Consider the following 15,165-nt stretch of genomic DNA (forward strand, 5'->3'; position numbering starts at 1 on the left):
AGGGACTATTTCGACAGACGGCCATGGCCATCCTCGCGATGGCCCTGTCCGGCTGCATGTCCGACGAGATCACCGGAAATCTGCCGTTTGGGGTGGGCGCAGAACGTCCCGAGGAGGTGACCCGCATGGGCGCCTATGCCCAGGCGCAGGCGGATCGGTCGGAAGAAAACCGCTCCGTAATCATCGACGCCCTGATGGCCCGGCGTTCGGTGCTGCTGCCGGGTTCGCCTTACGATTCGGTCGCGAGGTCCGTCCTCGACGCCTCGTCACGCACGGCCGAGGCTGAATTGCAGCAGGCTCGTCTTCGCTCGCGCGCGGCGGACAAGAACTGGCTGCCGTCGCTCGGACCGAACCTGAGCCTTGCCAACTTCTCGTCCTTCATCGCGACGCTGGTGATCGACCAGGTGATCTTCGACAACGGCCGCAAGAAGGCCGAACGCGAATTCGCCCGGGCCGATGTGGAAGCCGCTGCCGTGAATCTCGCGCAGGACCAGAACGACCGGGTGCATACGGCGCTGGTCCTTTATCTCACGGTTGAGGAAGAACGAGACCGCGCCCGCGTGGCCGAGGCCGGGCTTGGCCGGATGCGCGTACTGGAGCGGAACATGACCGCCCGGGTCGAGGGGGGGCTGGCCGACCTGTCCGAACTCGCGGTCATCCGGGCCAAGGTCGCCGAACTCGAAGCAAGCGCCGAAGCCGCGACGCGAAAGGCCGCCAGTGCAGAAGCCGAACTGGCGGCCATGTCGGCGCGTCCGCTGGATGAGGTTCATGGTCTTTCGTCGGTCGCCCTGCCCAGCGGCGTCACGCCGCTCGCGCTGCATTTGGCCGAGGCCGAGATGAAGCGCGACATGGCGCAGGCTGCCATTGCCCGTGCGGGGCTTCTCCCCGGGTTGTCGGCAGGTGGCGCGATTTCCAATCAGGGGACCTCCGGGCCCGATCTGCAGCTTTCGTCCGACTCGGGCTTCGGGTTTTCCACGCCCGAAAACCTGCGGGCGGTCGAAGCCTCGAAAGAGGCCTCCACACGGCGGGTGGACGAGGTGCGGGAAGAGGTGAACCGCAAGTTGGCCGCGCTCGCCGCCGAGCGCGACGGCATGGCCGCCAATGCCCGACGTTCGGCCGAGCTTGCCACCCAGAGCGAAGCCAATGCCACGCTCTTTCAGCGCCAGTTCGAGGCCGGCACCCGGAGCGTGACCGAACTGGCCAATGTGATCGAGACCGCGACCCGGCTCGCCGACGACGCGATCCAGGCGCGGTATCAGTCGGCGCGGATCGACGTGGAGTTGGCGCGCACGCTGGGGGTTCTTGCAGACGGGGCGGCGATGTGACCGGGTCGAACCCCTTTCCCGTCACCATCACCGGTGCCGCGCTCCGGGGCACGATCCGGCCCACGGCCAACGCGAACCCCGCGCCGGACGCTGCCCCCGCCACGTCGGGCACCGTGACGAGGTCAGACCCCGAACTGCGCCGGGCGGCGACAACGACGCGGCTGTCTCGCCGCGCCGCTCTTCTGGAAACCTACGCCGCGCTTCTTGGCCAGACGGCAGTCGCCCGCGACATCGAGGACGCCATGCTCGCGCTGGGCGACGGGTCGCAGGGCGTGAGCGCGGAGATGATCGTGGCAGGGCTTCGCGCGGTCGGACTGAAGGCCAGGCTCACGGTCACGCGGACCCTCGATCCCGCGCTCTGGCCTGCCGTTGCGATCATGACGAACGGACAGGCGGTTCTGGTTCTCGGGGCCTCGGCCGATACCGTGACGATCTATGAAGCGGGCGCACGGGACCGGCAGACCGACGTGCCCATGGCCGACTTCGACCCTTTCTTCGGGGGTCAGGTCATCCGCGCCACCGCGACCCGAGACCAGATCGACGCTCGCCATGCGGTGCGTGGGACGCCGCCGCATTGGTTCTGGGGCGAAATCCGGCGCTACAAACGGCATTTCTACGAAGTGGCACTCGGCAGTTTCACGGCGAACCTGCTGGCCGTCGCCGTCGCACTCTTCTCGCTTCAGGTCTATGACCGGGTGATCCCGCATCAATCCACGCCGACGCTCTGGATGCTGACGCTTGGCGCGGGGCTCGCCATCCTGCTCGAGGCGGGTCTCAAGGTCGCGCGGGCGCGGCTCATGGATGGGGCGGGCAAGGCGATCGAGCTCAACATCCAGTCGCTCCTCATGTCGCGCATCCTCGGTATGCGGTCCGACAAACGCCCTGCCACGCCCTCCGGCCTCTTCGCCTCCATGCGCGAATTTTCCTCGGTGCGGGAGTTCTTTACGGCTTCCTCCATCGGCGCGCTCACGGACATTCCCTTCATCGCGCTCTTCCTTTTTCTGGTGGCCTCCATCGGCGGGCCGATCGTGCTGGTTCTCGTCGGGGGCGGGGTGCTCATGGTCCTGCCGGGGCTTTTCCTTCAAAAGCGCATGGTGGAGCTTTCCAGACAGTCGCAGGGCGCCTCGGCCAAGTCGTCGCGCCTCCTGCACGAGGCGATCTATGACCTCGACACGATCAAGACCGCCCGGGGCGAGGCGCGGTTCATGCGGCTCTGGAACGAACTGAGCCTGCTGCAGGCGCTGAAGTCGTCCGACCAGCGCAAGCTCGCGGCCTGGCTCGGCTTCTGGGCACAAGGCGTGCAACAGGCGACCTATGTCGCCGCCGTGGTGGTCGGTGTCTACCTGACCTTCGCCGGACAGTTTACCGTGGGCACGATCATCGCGGTCGGTATCCTGTCGGGCCGCACGCTCGCGCCATTGACGCAGCTTGCCGCAACGCTGGCGCGCTGGTCCAACGTGAAGAATGCGCTGGACGGGCTCGACGCCATCGCGGGCTCGGATCAGGACGCGGTCGAGGGGCGGACCCACTTGCGGCGCGATACTATCCGGGGCGCCTATGAACTGCGGGAGGTGAGCTTCGCCTATGACGAGGACGCCGTGCACCTCGACGTGCCCGCACTCGCCATCGGCGCGGGGCAGAAGGTCGCGCTGTTGGGGACGAACGGTTCCGGCAAGTCGACCTTCCTGAAACTGCTTGCGGGCCTCTATGGACCGGGCAAGGGCCGTCTCATGATCGACGGGGTCGACATGGCGCAACTGGCCCCCCGCGACCTGCGTCGCAATGTGGGCTATCTGGGTCAGGACGTGCGGCTCTTTGCCGGCAGCCTTCGCGACAACCTGAACCTCACGCTTCTCGACCGAGACGACGACCGGCTGCTGGCTGCGCTCGACTTCGCTGGACTAGGCACCTTTGTGCGGGGTCATGCCAAGGGCCTCGACCTTGAGATCCGCGACAACGGTGAAGGCCTGTCCGCCGGGCAGCGGCAGTCGATCGGCTGGGCGCGGCTCTGGCTTCAGGACCCGAACGTGGTGCTTCTGGACGAGCCAACCGCCGCGCTCGACACCACCCTCGAAGCGGCGCTGATTTCCCGCCTGCACGACTGGCTCGGACGGCGCACCGCCGTCATCGCAACCCACCGCCTGCCGATCCTGACGCTCTGCGAACGGGTTCTCATCCTGCAGAACGGCCGCCCCGTCGTGGATGGTCCGCGCGACGACGTGCTCGCGCATCTGCGGGGCGACGGTGTGACGGGGACACGGAAGACCGCATGACGACATTGGACGCACCCTTCGCCGAGGACCTCAAACGTCCGTCGCGCCTCATCTGGCTCTCGGCCGTTTCGGTGCTGGTGTTCCTTCTCTGGGCCGCCATCGCCTGGGTCGACGAGATCGTGCGTGCGCCGGGCGAGGTGACGTCCTCCTCCCGCCCTCAGAGCATCCAGAACCTCGAAGGCGGGATCCTCGCCGAACTGCTTGTGAACGAAGGGGATCAGGTCGCGGCGGGCGATGTCATCGCGCGGCTGACCGGGACCGGGTTCCGTTCGACCGTGACGGATTACGCCGAACAGATCGGCGGGCTCAAGATCAAGCGCCTGCGGCTCGAAGCCGAACTGGCGGGCGAGGATACCTTCGTCGTGCCGGAGGACCTCGCTCGGCTGACGCCCAATATCGTCGCGTCCGAAACTGCGCTTCTCTCGGCGCGGCAGGCCGATTTCATTGCACGGCGCGACGGGGCCAACGCCGTGTTGGAACAGGCCGCCACCCAGATGAAGATCCTCGAGGATCTGTATGATCAGAAGGTCGTAGCACTCATCGAAGTGACCCGCGCCCGGCAGGCCCACGCGGACGCCCGCGTGAAATACAACGAGATCGTGACCCAGACCGAACTTGCCCGTGCCGAAGAGTATTCCGACGTGCTGCGCGAGCAGGCGACGCTCGAACAGAACCTTGCCGTCGCGGAGGATCAGCTTGACCGGACCGTGCTGACCTCGCCCATGGCGGGGGTCGTGAACAATCTCGCCGTGACCACCATCGGCGGCGTCGTGCGTCCCGGCGAGGAGATCGCCCAGATCATTCCGCTTGGCGACGACATCTTCGTCGAAGCGCGCGTCAGGCCTGAAGACATCGCCAACGTCCAGCGCGGGCAGGAGGCGACGGTGAAGCTCTCGGCCTATGACTACACGATCTACGGGTCGCTCAAGGGCCGGGTCGAACTCGTCTCGGCCGACACGTTCAAGGACGAGCGCGCCCGCGACGGCGACCCGCATTATCGCGTGATCCTGAAACTCGACATGGCCTCGCTCACCGAACGGCAGCGCAGGCTGGAAATCCGGCCCGGCATGGTCGCGGATGTCGAACTTCACACCGGGTCCAAGACCATCCTGCGCTACCTGTTGAAGCCGCTCTACAAATCCCGGGAAGCCTTCCGCGAGCCTTGAAGGGTGGCGGACACATTAGTTGACATATCAATTCGAAGTGCGCAGGAATGGAGCGTTGACGAGTCAACTCGTTGAGTCCTCGACGCTGGCTTTAGGAGGGGCGCATGGAACTGATCGAAGGCCACAGGGTCATTGTGCCGGCCAAAGGCATCCCAACGCTCGACATCGACCCGTTCGACGAAGCGGTTCTGGCCGATCCTTTCGAGTATTTCGACGCGCTGCGCGGGCTGGGGCCGGTGGTCTATGTCCCGAGGTATTCCATGCTTGCGGTCGGGCAATACGGGTCGACCCATGGCGTCTTCACGGATCATGCGCATTTCGTGTCGTCCCGGGGCGTGGGTCTGAACGACTTCAAGATCGGAACACCCTGGCGCCCGCCGTCGATCATCCTCGAGGTCGATCCGCCGGATCATACGAAGACACGCCGTGTCATGGCCCGAGCCCTGTCGCCCAAGGTGGTCAAGGACCTGGCCCAGACCTTCGCCACCGCGGCAGAGGCTCTCGTGGACGAGGTGCTGGCCAAGGGCCGCGTCGAAAGCGTGACCGAAATCGCGGAACGCTTCCCCCTGTCCGTCTTTCCGCAGGCGGTGGGGCTGAGGGAAGTGCATGACCGCTATCTCGTCGACTACGGCAATTGCGTCTTCAACGCGATGGGACCGGACAATCGGCTGCGGCGGGAGGCCATCGACTACACCCGCGAGATCGCCCCCTGGATCATGGCGGCCTGTGCCCGCGATAGGCTGACGCCGGATGGTATCGGGGCAGCGATCTATGCCGACGCCGATGCGGGCGAGATCACCGAGGGCGAAGCCGCGATGTTGGTGCGCTCGCTCCTGTCGGCCGGGGTGGACACGACCGTTTCGGGCATCGGCAACGCGCTTTTCTGTTTCGCCGAGAACCCTGTCGAATGGGACAAGCTGCGCGCCGACCCGAGCCTGATCAAACCGGCATTCGAGGAGGTTCTGCGCTATTCCTTCCCGGTCCATACCTTCGGTCGGACCGCGGGCGTGGATACGGAAATCTCCGGGCATCCGGTGGAGGAGGGAACCAAGATACTCGCCGTGATCGGTGCAGCCAACCGCGATCCCGAGAAATGGGGGGCGGATGCGGACCAGTTCCGGGTCGACCGCCGCCCCGTAGGTCAGATCGGTTTCGGCGCAGGTATCCACGGTTGTGTCGGCCAGAACATTGCCCGAGGCGAGACGGCCGCGATCCTCACCGCGCTTGCCGCCAAAGTGAAGCGGATCGAGTTCGACGGCGCGCCGGTCTGGCGGCCCTCGAACGCGATCCACGCACTCGACTGCCTGCCGCTGCGGTTTGTTCCGGCGTAGGGACGAGGAGCGTATGACCCGCGAGACTCACAGGTCGACGAAGGACCGCGAGGGAGAGACGATCCTCGACCTCGAAACTTACGTGCCCTTTCTTCTGTCGGTCGCGGCAGCGGCCTGGACCCGAACGACATCGGCCGAATATCGGGCGCACTTCGGGCTGGGGATCACAGACTGGCGGGTGATTTCGATGCTCAATATCGAACCCAAGATCACGGCGAACCGGATCTGTCAGGTGATCCACATGGACAAGGCGGCGGTCAGTCGGGCCTTGCACACGCTGTCCGAGGCGGGGATCGTCGCCTTCGACGCGCCGAAGCAGAACCCTCGGAACCGGACCTGGTGGCTCACCGACAAGGGGCGGGGGCTCCATGCAGACATTCTCGGCGTGGCGCTGGAGCATGAGGCGAAGATGATGGCGGGGGTCGCGGGGGAAGACTTGGACACCTTCCTCTCCGTGCTGCGCCGTATGCACGTGAACCTCTCGGCGAAGTCTTAGCGCGGTGCCGCCGCTCGCCGAAGCCGGTCGTTGATCGCACGGCCCAACCCTTCGTCAGGGATCGGGGACACCGCGATGGGGGCGGTCCCGTCCCGGTCCATCTCGTGCATCATGCGAAAGAGGTTCGCCGCCGCTTCCACCAGATCGCCACGGGGCGACAGGTTCCAGTCGGCCTCGACATCCCCGAACCCCAGGAGCCGCTCACCGGGCCGCGCCGTTTCGGCACCGAGCCTCACCGGCGCGTCGGGCGCATAGTGGCTGGCGAGCTGGCCCGGCGCGGTGATCCGCGCGCCCTCGTCGCGAGTGGCGAGCGGCGCGCCCAATGCGGCCTCGATGTCCTCGACCGAGAGGCCGCCCGGTCTCAGCACAACTGGGCGCGGAACCGTGGGGCGAGGCGCGAAACCGACGATGGTGCTTTCCACGCCGACACCGCAGGGGCCACCGTCCAGAACCGCCGCGATCCGTCCGGAGAGCCCGGCCATCACATGCGCGGCCGTGGTTGGTGAAATCCGCCCGGATGGGTTGGCCGAGGGGGCGACGATGGGGCGATCGACGGCGCGCAGAAGCCGCTGCGCCACCGGATGCGCCGGCACCCGCACTGCCACCGTGGAAAGCCCCGCGCTCACCAGTGCCGACATCCCGGCCTCCGGGCGCGCTTCGAGCACCAGCGTGAGCGGTCCCGGCCAGAACGCCTCGGCAAGGGTGCGCGCTTCGTCCGTCAGGACGGCGATCCGTTCCACGCCGGCAAGATCGGGCACATGCGCGATCAGCGGATTGAACCTTGGCCGACCCTTGGCTTCGTAGATCCCCGCAACGGCCAGATCGTTGCCCGCATCTCCGCCCAGACCATAGACCGTTTCGGTCGGGAAACTGACGAGAGCACCCCGGCGCAGAAGGTCGGCCGCCTCGGCGATGCCGGCCTCGTCCGCCTGCAGGAGCCTTGTCTGAAGTGCCGGAGCCATGACGCCGCGTTGTCCTTGTCTCGCATTGTGAAAGCAATAAGTTTCAGCCAACCGCCTATAGCCCCGGCAAAGGCCCACGTCCAACGAAAGGTGACCCATGCCCTTCCGCTCGCCCGTCTCCGACTTCCAGTTCCTGCTCGACAACGTTGTCGATTTCGCTGCCGTCGCAGCGACCGAGAAATTCGCGGAGGCCACCGACGACACAGTGACCGCGATCCTCACCGAAGCGGCCAAGCTGTCGGACGAGGTGGTCGCGCCTCTCAATCGTAGTGGCGACCTCGATCCCGCGAAGCTGGAAAACGGCGTGGTGCGCACCTCGAAGGGGTTCAGGGAGGGCTATCAGGCCATTGCCGAGGGCGGCTGGGTCGGTATCTCGGGCGATCCTGAATATGGCGGCATGGGGCTTCCCTTCACGCTGGCGGCGAGCGTGAACGACATGCTTTCAGGGGCCTGCCTTGCGCTCGGGCTGAACCCGCTTCTGACGCAGGGTCAGATCGAGGCGCTGGAAACCCATGCCTCGGATCAGCTCAAGGACACTTATCTGCCCAGGCTGACGTCTGGCGAATGGACCGGGACCATGAACCTGACCGAACCGCAGGCCGGATCGGACGTGGGCGGGCTTACCTCCAAGGCGACGCGCAACGACGACGGGACCTATGCCGTCACCGGCCAGAAGATCTTCATCTCCTGGGGCGATCACGACGTGGCTGCGAACGTCTGCCACCTCGTCCTCGCGCGGCTGCCGGACGGCAAGCCGGGGACCAAGGGGATCAGTCTTTTCATGGTGCCGAAGTTCATCCCGGACGAGAACGGCGAAGCCGGCAAGGCCAATGATCTGCGCGTCGTCAGCCTCGAACACAAGATGGGCCTTCATGGCTCGCCGACCTGCGTGATGAGCTTCGAGGGGGCGACTGGCTGGCTCGTAGGCGAGGAACACAACGGCATGGCCTGCATGTTCACGATGATGAACAACGCCCGGCTTCAGGTCGGGGTGCAGGGTGTGGGCATCGCTGAGGCGGCCTATCAGCATGCCCTGACCTATGCGCTCGACCGCAAACAGGGACGCACGCCCATCGAGAACGGGCGCGGCACCATCGTGGATTTCGCGGATGTGCGGCGGATGCTGCTTCAGATGCGTTCCGAGACCTATGCCGCGCGTGCCATCGCGCTCGCCTGTTCCGTGGCGATCGACATGAGCCATGCGACCGGGGACAAGGAGTGGGAGGCGCGGGCGGCTTTCCTCACCCCCATCGCGAAAAGCTACGGCACCGATACCGGCATCAAGGTGTCCGAGCTTGGAGTGCAGGTGCACGGCGGCATGGGCTTTGTCGAGGAGACCGGCGCGGCGCAGTATTCCCGCGACGTGCGCGTGACCTCGATCTACGAAGGCACCAACGGCATTCAGGCGATGGACCTCGTCGCGCGCAAGATGATGGACGGCGGCGACATGGCCTTCCGCCTGCTGGACGAGATCGAGAGCTTCAACGAAACGATCCGGGAAAGCCACGGCGACCTTGCCGGGCCGGTCTGGGACGCGGCGGAGACCCTGAGAGAGGCAACCGAATGGTTGCTCGAACAGGACCTTCAGACCCGGTTCGCAGGCGCGGTGCCCTATCAATCCGCTTTCGCGCGGGTGCTTGGCGCCTACTACCACCTGAAGTCGGCCCATGCCGAGGGCGAACCCGGCCCTCGCACCGCGCTTGCCCGGTTCTATATCGAGCGTCTCCTGCCCGACCACGAAGCCAACCTCGCCGCTGCGCGGGCCGGGGCGGAGGGTCTTTATGCCTTCGGCATCGAGGAGCTGTCGGCGTGATGGTCGCCCCTCTCGCCTTTCCGTGGGAGGATCCTCCCGCTGAAGGCGAGGTGACGGAAGTGGCCGAGGGCGTTCTTTGGATCAGGATGCCGCTTCCCATGAAGCTCGACCATGTGAACGTCTTTGCCTTCGACGATCCCGAGGGCTGGACCATCGTTGACACGGGACTGGACAGCAAGCGCGCCCGCGCGATCTGGGAGACGCTTTTGTCGGGTCCGCTTGCCGGGCGGCAAGTGGCGCGGGTCGTCGTCACGCACCATCACCCGGACCACATCGGCCTCGCGGGATATTTTCAGCGTCACCATGGGGCCGAGCTCGTCACCACTCGCACGGCCTGGCTCATGGCGCGGATGCTGCGGCTCGACGAACAGGAGCGCCCCGTCGACGAAACGCTCGCCTTCTGGCGGTCGGCGGGCATGGATCGCGAGATCTATGAGAAGCGCAAGGAAGAGCGGCCCTTCAACTTCGCCGACATCGTGAGCGAACTGCCCCTTGGCTTCACACGGATCAAGGAAGGCGACAGCATCACCTTCGGTGGACGCACCTGGGACGTGCGCATTGGCAACGGCCACGCGCCCGAACATGCCACCTTCTGGTCGCGCGACGACGCCCTTGTCCACGGGGGCGACCAGCTGCTCGCCACGATTTCCCCGAACCTCGGCGTCTATGCGACCGAGCCCGAGGCCGACCCGGTCGGCGAATGGCTCGAAAGCTGCGAACGGCTCAAGCAATACGCGACGCCGGAACAGCTCGTGCTGCCCGGTCACAAGCTGCCCTATACCGGGCTGCCCACGAGGATGCGCCAACTCATCGAGAACCACCATTCGGCGTTGCGCCGGCTCCTCGCAGCCATCGAGGAACCGCGCACTGCGGTCGAATGTTTCCCGGCGATCTTCAAGCGAAAGATCGGGGATGCCGAATATGGCCTCGCTCTGGTTGAAGCGCTCGCGCATCTGAACCACCTTTACCAGATCGGCCAGGCCACGCGGGAACGCGGACCTGACGATGCGTGGATCTGGAAGAAACAGGGGTAAGACATGTCCGTAACGGGAATCGAACGCAGGCCGGGGCGGGCCGTGCATTGCGACGATCATGCAGAACCGACGCCGGAACAGGTGCCCTTGCCGGACGCGCTCACCCATGAGCCCATCGACAAGAAAAGCCCCGCGCAATGGGCCTATGAGCGGCTCATCCTCTATATCCAGAACTTCGAACTGAAGCTCGACCGCGACCACGAGGTCGCCATGGGTTTTGTCGGCGGCGATGCTGGTGTGCTCAGGATCGAGGGGCTTGGGTATTTCGACCCGGATATCGTGACGTTCTACGGCGCCGAACGTGACGGCACCAAGACCCAGCTCGTCCAGCATGTGAGCCAGCTCAATGTGATGCTGAAGGCCATGCCGCGCCCGAAAGAGGAAAAGGATGAGGAGCCCTATCGCATCGGGTTTCGGCTCGCACGGGACCTGGAACAGGGGCAGGACGGGGACCAAGAGGCGACACCTGGGGCCAAATAGCCCTTTTCACGCGCCAAAGTCGTGACAGACCCATCGGAATCGTCTATCGGACAAAAAAATTCGAATGCGAGGGCAACGAAATGGCTGAACACGAACCCGGCACGATGGATATCCGTGTGCAGGAAAAGACTTTTGATGGATTCATCAAGTTCACGGTACGCTCGGTGATCGCGATCATCGTGGTGCTGATCCTGCTGGCCATCGTCGGCGCCTGATCCCTTCGGGGCCGCCCCACCGGCGGCCCTTTTCACGTCGACAATCTGTTCCGGGTGCACTCCATGCGTCGCCTCCTGCTTGCTGTTTTCATGATGCTCGGTCTGGCCGCCTGTTCGGGCGAAAGCGTCTGGGCGCCGGATGAAGAGGTGCAGCGCGCCGTCTACCGTCACCCGGGTCCGCCGACCATCACGCTCTTCACGGTGATCGGGACCAAGAACGGGCAGGGCGGGCATTCGGGGCTCATGATCAACGGAAGCCAGCGGATCCTGTTCGATCCGGCGGGCACCTTCAACCACCCGCAGATCCCCGAACGCAACGACGTGCTTTTTGGCTTCAATGACCGGGCGGTGGCCTTTTACGAGGACTATCACGCACGCGAAACCTGGTACATCGTGCGCCATGAAAAGGTGGTGACACCCGAGGTCGCGCAACTGGCGATGCAGCTTGCGATGAACTACGGCGCCGTGCCGAAGGCCTATTGCGCCTCGTCGATCAGCGACATCCTGCGGCAGGTCCCGGGGTTCCAGAGCCTGCCCTCGACGATGTTCCCGGTCCCGCTGATGGAGGCCTTCAAGGGTCTGGGCGGCGTGACCGAGAGCGTCTATCGCGACAACGATCCCGACTTCAACGGCAACATTCTGGCGCCGGCGATTCGCTGACCTGCGCCTCCGCTGCCCTGCGCCAAGGGCGCGCGGTCAGAAATCGACCGCCAGCCCCTTTTTCTCCCAATCGCCATAGCGCACGGGCTCGGGCCCGTCGCGGCCGCCAAGCTCGCTGGGCAGGTCGAGCGCCTTCTGCGTCCTGCGGCGTTCCTCGGCCTCGGCCAGGGCGCGCTGCGCGGCGGGGGGAAGGTCCTTCTTGGCATCGGTATCGTCAGGCATCGCTCTCTTCCTTCGTCTTCTGCTTTGATATAGGCGGCGCAATGAGAATTGGCAAAGGATCGGCCGATGGCAGGTGACGCGACATTGCCGCGCAAGCGCGCGCTGGACATTCTGGGCGACGTGACGGAAGAGCGGCGGCTCCTGTCCGAGGTCCTGCCCAAGCGGACGGCTTCGCTCGCACCCGAGGATCGCGCAAGGGTGCAGCGACTGGTCACGACGACCCTGCGCGCGATGGACCGCGCCGACCGCGCACTGGGCCCGCACCTCAAGAAACGTCCTGCGCCTCGGGTGATGAACCTCCTGCGGCTTGGCATGGTGGAAATCTGCGATCTGGTCGAAGCGCCGCATGGTGTCGTCAATTCCGCCGTCGCCATCGCGCGAAGCGACAAGAAGACCGAAGGCATGGCCGGGCTGGTCAATGCCGTCTTGCGCAAGGCAGATATCGAGGGGTGGCCGAATCTCCCCATCCCGCGGCTTCCGAAATGGCTGCGCAAACCGCTGGTGGACGACTACGGCAAGGAGATCGTCGCGGCGATCGAGGCCGCGCATTATGCAGGCGCGCCCATCGACCTTACCCCCAAGGGCGAGGCCGACGCAGTGGCCCGCGCCGTGGGCGGAACGGTCCTGCCGAATGGAACCGTGCGGCTTGCCGGTCAGGTGCAGGTCACCGCTTTGCCCGGTTACGACGCGGGCGACTGGTGGGTACAGGACGTTGCGGCTTCGCTGCCGGCCCGGGTGCTGGGCGCCAAGCCTGGCGAGCGTGTCCTCGACCTCTGCGCCGCACCCGGTGGCAAGACCCTGCAACTCGCCGCCGCCGGGGCCGATGTGACGGCGGTCGACGTGAACGCAGCACGCATGGCACGGGTCGAGGAGAACCTGGCGCGCACCGGGCTTTCCGCGACCTGTGTCGTCTCCGATGCGCTGGAATACGAGGCCCCCGCCTTCGATGCCGTGCTTCTCGACGCGCCCTGCACCGCGACCGGCACGATCCGCCGCCACCCGGATCTGCCGCAGGCGAAGGATGGCGCGGATTTCCCGGGTCTCTTCGAACTTCAGGAGCATCTCATCGACCGGGCGCTCGGGCTTCTGAAACCCGGCGGGCGGCTGGTCTATTGCACCTGTTCGCTGCTCATCGACGAGGGCGAGGAACAGGTGCGCGACGCGCTCGCGCGGCATCCGGGGCTCAGGGTCGAGGCGATCTCGCCCGGCGATACCGGCTTCGACTTCGCCGTCGACGAGCTGGGTGGGCTGCGTCTGCGGCCGGATTTCCTGCCGGAACAGGGTGGGATGGACGGCTTCTACATCGCCCGCTTCGTCAAAGCCTGACGCGCGGTCCCTGAAGCCGACCTGAATCACATGACTCGCGCGTCGGCTCCCGCTAATGTGCCACGAGACCCCGCGAAGGGGCGTCTGCTGGACTGAGGCGAGGGCATTGGCGACGGACATCCCCATGACGGACCGCAAGACGCGGTGGCTCAACCGCTGGCACGCGTGGCGTGCCGGGCGGGCGACGCCGCCGACGGGATTCGTCTCGCAACCCGATCCGCGCACCATCGGCAGTTTCGCGCGTGGGCGGCAACTCGTCGCTGGGAATTTCCTCTTTGCCGGCAACCTCGTCCAGGCGCCCGAGCAAAGCCTCTGGACCATTTCGCCGCCCAGCCCCGACTTCGAGGCCGCTCTGCATGGTTTCGCCTGGATGGACGACCTTGCCGCGCTGGGTGACCGCGACGCACGGGCGCGCGCGCAGTTCTGGACGCAGGACTGGATCGACCGTTTCGGGCGTGGCAACGGACCGGGCTGGACGCCGGATGTCGCAGGCCGCCGTCTGATCCGCTGGATCAATCACGCGATCCTCATCCTGAACGGACAGGACAAGGACGCGGCCGAGGCCTTCTACCGCTCGCTCGGCCAGCAGACGATCTTCGTGGCACGGCGCTGGCAGGCGACCTCGCCCGGGCTGCCCCGGTTCGAGGCGCTGACCGGGCTCGTTTATGCGGGGCTGTCTCTGACCGGCATGGAGAAACATGCGAAACCCGCCGCCACCGCGCTCGCCCGGGAATGCGACCGGGAAATCGACGCGGCGGGCGGGATCGCCACGCGTAACCCGGAGGAATTGCTCGAGGTCTTCACGCTTCTGAACTGGGCGGCGCTCGCGCTCGACGAAGCGGGGCAGGGCGCGCTGCCGGGCCATCGCAAGGCGATCGAGCGGATCGCGCCCACGCTTCGGGCCCTGCGTCATTCCGACGGTGCGCTTGCGCGGTTCCACGGGGGCGGGCGCGGGTTAGAGGGGCGGCTCGATCAGGCGCTCGCGACCTCCGGGATTCGCGGCGGCGCGACCGAAGGGCTCGCCATGGGCTATGCGCGCCTGTCCTCCGGGCGCACCTCGATCGTTATGGACGCCTCCAAGCCCCCGGTGGGTGCGGCGAGCTATGATGCCCATGCATCCTCCCTCGCCTTTGAACTGACCTCAGGGCGGCGGCCGCTTGTCGTGTCCTGCGGGTCGGGCAACTACTTTGGAGCCGAATGGGGCAAGGCCGGTCGCGCCACACCGTCGCATTCGGTTCTGGGGCTCACCGGCATTTCATCCTCCCGCCTGGGTCAGCCGGAGCCAACCGCTCACGGATTGCGCGCGCCGATGGTCGAGGTCCCGAACGAGGTCGAAGCGCGTATGATCGGCGACATCGACATGGTCGGTCTCGTCGCGGGTCACGACGGCTATGTCCCCCGGCACGGCCTCGCCTATGTGCGGCGGATCGAGCTGTCGCTCGACGGGCGGCGGGTGGGCGGCGAAGAAACCCTCGCCGCCGTCAGCGAAACCGAACAGGCGCGCTTCAATGCCGCGCGGGCGCGCGAACCCGACGGTATTCCTTTCGACGTCCGGTTCCATCTGCATCCTGACGTCGACGCGACGCTCGACCTTGGTGGCACGGCGGTATCCATGCAGCTCAAGTCTGGCGAAATCTGGGTCTTCCGCTACGAAGGCAAGGCGCAACTGCGGCTCGATCCCTCCGTTTACCTCGAAAAGACGCGGCTGAAGCCCCGCGCAGCGAAACAGGTGGTTCTATCTTCCCGCGCGATGGATTATGCGACCCGCATCCGCTGGACCTTTGCCAAGGCCAAGGACACGCCCATCGGCGTGCGCGACCTGGTGCGGGACGACGCGGACGAGCTGCCGAACTGACATCTGG

14 protein-coding genes are annotated in these 15,165 nt (G+C 66.0%); 12 read left to right on the forward strand and 2 right to left on the reverse strand.

The features are described from left to right. Positions 1-23: 23 nt before the first annotated feature. The 5 genes from KJP29_RS02570 (at position 24) to KJP29_RS02590 (ending at position 6,591) form a co-directional block, all read left to right on the forward strand. Positions 24-1,325, forward strand: coding sequence for a TolC family protein (locus KJP29_RS02570; RefSeq protein ID WP_218461982.1), 1,302 nt, complete (start codon positions 24-26; stop codon positions 1,323-1,325). Beyond that, positions 1,322-3,598, forward strand: coding sequence for an ATP-binding cassette domain-containing protein (locus KJP29_RS02575; protein WP_370630759.1), 2,277 nt, complete (start codon positions 1,322-1,324; stop codon positions 3,596-3,598). The genes KJP29_RS02570 and KJP29_RS02575 overlap by 4 nt, the downstream gene beginning before the upstream one ends. Beyond that, positions 3,595-4,764 carry an HlyD family efflux transporter periplasmic adaptor subunit gene (locus tag KJP29_RS02580; RefSeq protein ID WP_218461983.1) on the forward strand — a complete coding sequence of 390 codons (1,170 nt, stop codon included), beginning with the start codon at positions 3,595-3,597 and terminating at the stop codon, positions 4,762-4,764. The genes KJP29_RS02575 and KJP29_RS02580 overlap by 4 nt, the downstream gene beginning before the upstream one ends. A 104-nt stretch (positions 4,765-4,868) precedes the next feature. Next, positions 4,869-6,095, forward strand: coding sequence for a cytochrome P450 (locus KJP29_RS02585; protein ID WP_218461984.1), 1,227 nt, complete (start codon positions 4,869-4,871; stop codon positions 6,093-6,095). A 13-nt stretch (positions 6,096-6,108) separates the two neighbouring features. Further along, complete coding sequence (locus KJP29_RS02590) at positions 6,109-6,591, forward strand: MarR family winged helix-turn-helix transcriptional regulator (RefSeq protein WP_218461985.1); 483 nt, start codon at positions 6,109-6,111, stop codon at positions 6,589-6,591. Here the strand turns inward: KJP29_RS02590 and KJP29_RS02595 are convergent. Continuing rightward, positions 6,588-7,553: an L-threonylcarbamoyladenylate synthase gene (locus KJP29_RS02595; protein ID WP_218461986.1), complete on the reverse strand. Its 966-nt coding sequence runs from the start codon at positions 7,551-7,553 to the stop codon at positions 6,588-6,590. The two genes, KJP29_RS02590 and KJP29_RS02595, sit on opposite strands and share 4 nt — an antisense overlap. 97 nt (positions 7,554-7,650) lie before the next feature. Here KJP29_RS02595 and KJP29_RS02600 point away from each other — a divergent pair, with 97 nt between their 5' ends. The 5 genes from KJP29_RS02600 (at position 7,651) to KJP29_RS02620 (ending at position 11,755) form a co-directional block, all read left to right on the forward strand. Next, a complete protein-coding gene (locus KJP29_RS02600; RefSeq protein WP_218461987.1) occupies positions 7,651-9,366 on the forward strand; it encodes an acyl-CoA dehydrogenase in 1,716 nt (571 codons plus the stop codon). Further along, positions 9,366-10,400, forward strand: coding sequence for an MBL fold metallo-hydrolase (locus KJP29_RS02605; RefSeq protein ID WP_218462353.1), 1,035 nt, complete (start codon positions 9,366-9,368; stop codon positions 10,398-10,400). The genes KJP29_RS02600 and KJP29_RS02605 overlap by 1 nt, the downstream gene beginning before the upstream one ends. A 3-nt stretch (positions 10,401-10,403) precedes the next feature. Continuing rightward, positions 10,404-10,880, forward strand: coding sequence for a DUF6173 family protein (locus KJP29_RS02610; RefSeq protein ID WP_218461988.1), 477 nt, complete (start codon positions 10,404-10,406; stop codon positions 10,878-10,880). 80 nt (positions 10,881-10,960) lie between these two features. Next, the gene (locus KJP29_RS02615) at positions 10,961-11,095 is read left to right on the forward strand and encodes an aa3-type cytochrome c oxidase subunit IV (protein WP_218461989.1); all 135 of its coding nucleotides are present in this window, start codon (positions 10,961-10,963) and stop codon (positions 11,093-11,095) included. Positions 11,096-11,158: 63 nt separating this feature from the next. Then, entirely contained in the window at positions 11,159-11,755 is a 597-nt protein-coding gene (locus KJP29_RS02620) for a hypothetical protein (protein ID WP_218461990.1), read from the forward strand. A 36-nt stretch (positions 11,756-11,791) separates the two neighbouring features. On the opposite strand, the gene KJP29_RS02625 is transcribed toward KJP29_RS02620, so the two are convergent. Continuing rightward, on the reverse strand, positions 11,792-11,977 hold the full coding sequence (locus tag KJP29_RS02625; RefSeq protein WP_218461991.1) for a DUF1674 domain-containing protein: 186 nt from the start codon (positions 11,975-11,977) through the stop codon (positions 11,792-11,794). Between the two features lie 66 nt (positions 11,978-12,043). On the opposite strand from KJP29_RS02625, the gene KJP29_RS02630 reads away from it, so the two are divergent. Next, positions 12,044-13,303, forward strand: a complete 1,260-nt coding sequence (locus KJP29_RS02630) for an RsmB/NOP family class I SAM-dependent RNA methyltransferase (protein WP_218461992.1) — start codon at positions 12,044-12,046, stop codon at positions 13,301-13,303. 124 nt (positions 13,304-13,427) lie between these two features. Beyond that, positions 13,428-15,158: a heparinase II/III family protein gene (locus KJP29_RS02635; RefSeq protein ID WP_218461993.1), complete on the forward strand. Its 1,731-nt coding sequence runs from the start codon at positions 13,428-13,430 to the stop codon at positions 15,156-15,158. Positions 15,159-15,165 lie beyond the last annotated feature (7 nt).

Origin of the sequence: Maritimibacter sp. DP1N21-5 (genome assembly GCF_019218295.1) — a bacterium.
GTDB lineage: Bacteria > Pseudomonadota > Alphaproteobacteria > Rhodobacterales > Rhodobacteraceae > Maritimibacter.

Excerpts from the sequence above, each read along its gene's own strand:
- KJP29_RS02570 (WP_218461982.1), top strand. The coding sequence starts at position 24 with ATGGCCATCCTCGCGATGGCCCTGTCCGGCTGCATGTCCGACGAGATC.
- KJP29_RS02580 (WP_218461983.1), top strand. The coding sequence starts at position 3,595 with ATGACGACATTGGACGCACCCTTCGCCGAGGACCTCAAACGTCCGTCG.
- KJP29_RS02585 (WP_218461984.1), top strand. The coding sequence starts at position 4,869 with ATGGAACTGATCGAAGGCCACAGGGTCATTGTGCCGGCCAAAGGCATC.
- KJP29_RS02590 (WP_218461985.1), top strand. The coding sequence starts at position 6,109 with ATGACCCGCGAGACTCACAGGTCGACGAAGGACCGCGAGGGAGAGACG.
- KJP29_RS02595 (WP_218461986.1), bottom strand. The coding sequence starts at position 7,553 with ATGGCTCCGGCACTTCAGACAAGGCTCCTGCAGGCGGACGAGGCCGGC.
- KJP29_RS02600 (WP_218461987.1), top strand. The coding sequence starts at position 7,651 with ATGCCCTTCCGCTCGCCCGTCTCCGACTTCCAGTTCCTGCTCGACAAC.
- KJP29_RS02605 (WP_218462353.1), top strand. The coding sequence starts at position 9,366 with ATGGTCGCCCCTCTCGCCTTTCCGTGGGAGGATCCTCCCGCTGAAGGC.
- KJP29_RS02610 (WP_218461988.1), top strand. The coding sequence starts at position 10,404 with ATGTCCGTAACGGGAATCGAACGCAGGCCGGGGCGGGCCGTGCATTGC.
- KJP29_RS02615 (WP_218461989.1), top strand. The coding sequence starts at position 10,961 with ATGGCTGAACACGAACCCGGCACGATGGATATCCGTGTGCAGGAAAAG.
- KJP29_RS02620 (WP_218461990.1), top strand. The coding sequence starts at position 11,159 with ATGCGTCGCCTCCTGCTTGCTGTTTTCATGATGCTCGGTCTGGCCGCC.
- KJP29_RS02625 (WP_218461991.1), bottom strand. The coding sequence starts at position 11,977 with ATGCCTGACGATACCGATGCCAAGAAGGACCTTCCCCCCGCCGCGCAG.
- KJP29_RS02630 (WP_218461992.1), top strand. The coding sequence starts at position 12,044 with ATGGCAGGTGACGCGACATTGCCGCGCAAGCGCGCGCTGGACATTCTG.
- KJP29_RS02635 (WP_218461993.1), top strand. The coding sequence starts at position 13,428 with ATGACGGACCGCAAGACGCGGTGGCTCAACCGCTGGCACGCGTGGCGT.